This window comes from Dysgonomonas mossii (assembly GCF_004569505.1).
In the GTDB taxonomy this organism is placed as follows: Bacteria; Bacteroidota; Bacteroidia; order Bacteroidales; family Dysgonomonadaceae; genus Dysgonomonas.
Map to the genome: position 1 here is coordinate 1 of NZ_SPPK01000115.1, position 400 is coordinate 400.

Sequence of the window (400 nt, forward strand, 5' to 3'; positions counted from 1 at the left end):
ACCCTGACCTTGCCCATCCTCGCTCTGCTGGCGGCCGCGACCTCGGTGCGCGCCGAGGATATGCCCCAGCCAGCCCCGGCGAACCCGCCGGCGGCGCCGTCGCTCGGGGCCGACACGCTCAAGCCCGGCAAGCCGGCGGTGAAGCCCTATCTCGCCGAGACCGCGGTTCCCGATGCCGTCCAGATCCTGCCTGCGCCGCCGGCCCACGACGCGCCGCTCGACAAGGCCGACCGGGCGGCCTTCAACAGCACCCGCGCCCTGAAGGGCAGCGCCCGCTGGGAAATCGCCGCGAACGACGTGTCGGAGGGGGCCTCCGCGGTCCTCGACAACTTCGCCTGCGTGCTCGGCACTCGCATCGACCAGACCCGGGTGCCGGCGGTGATGAATCTCCTCGAGCGCA

1 protein-coding gene is annotated in these 400 nt (G+C 73.0%); it reads left to right on the top strand.

All coding sequences use genetic code 11. From position 1 onward, the window contains the following. Positions 1-400 (top strand): phosphatase PAP2 family protein (locus E4T88_RS19040; RefSeq protein WP_221411836.1); only part of this gene is annotated, 400 nt, incomplete at both ends.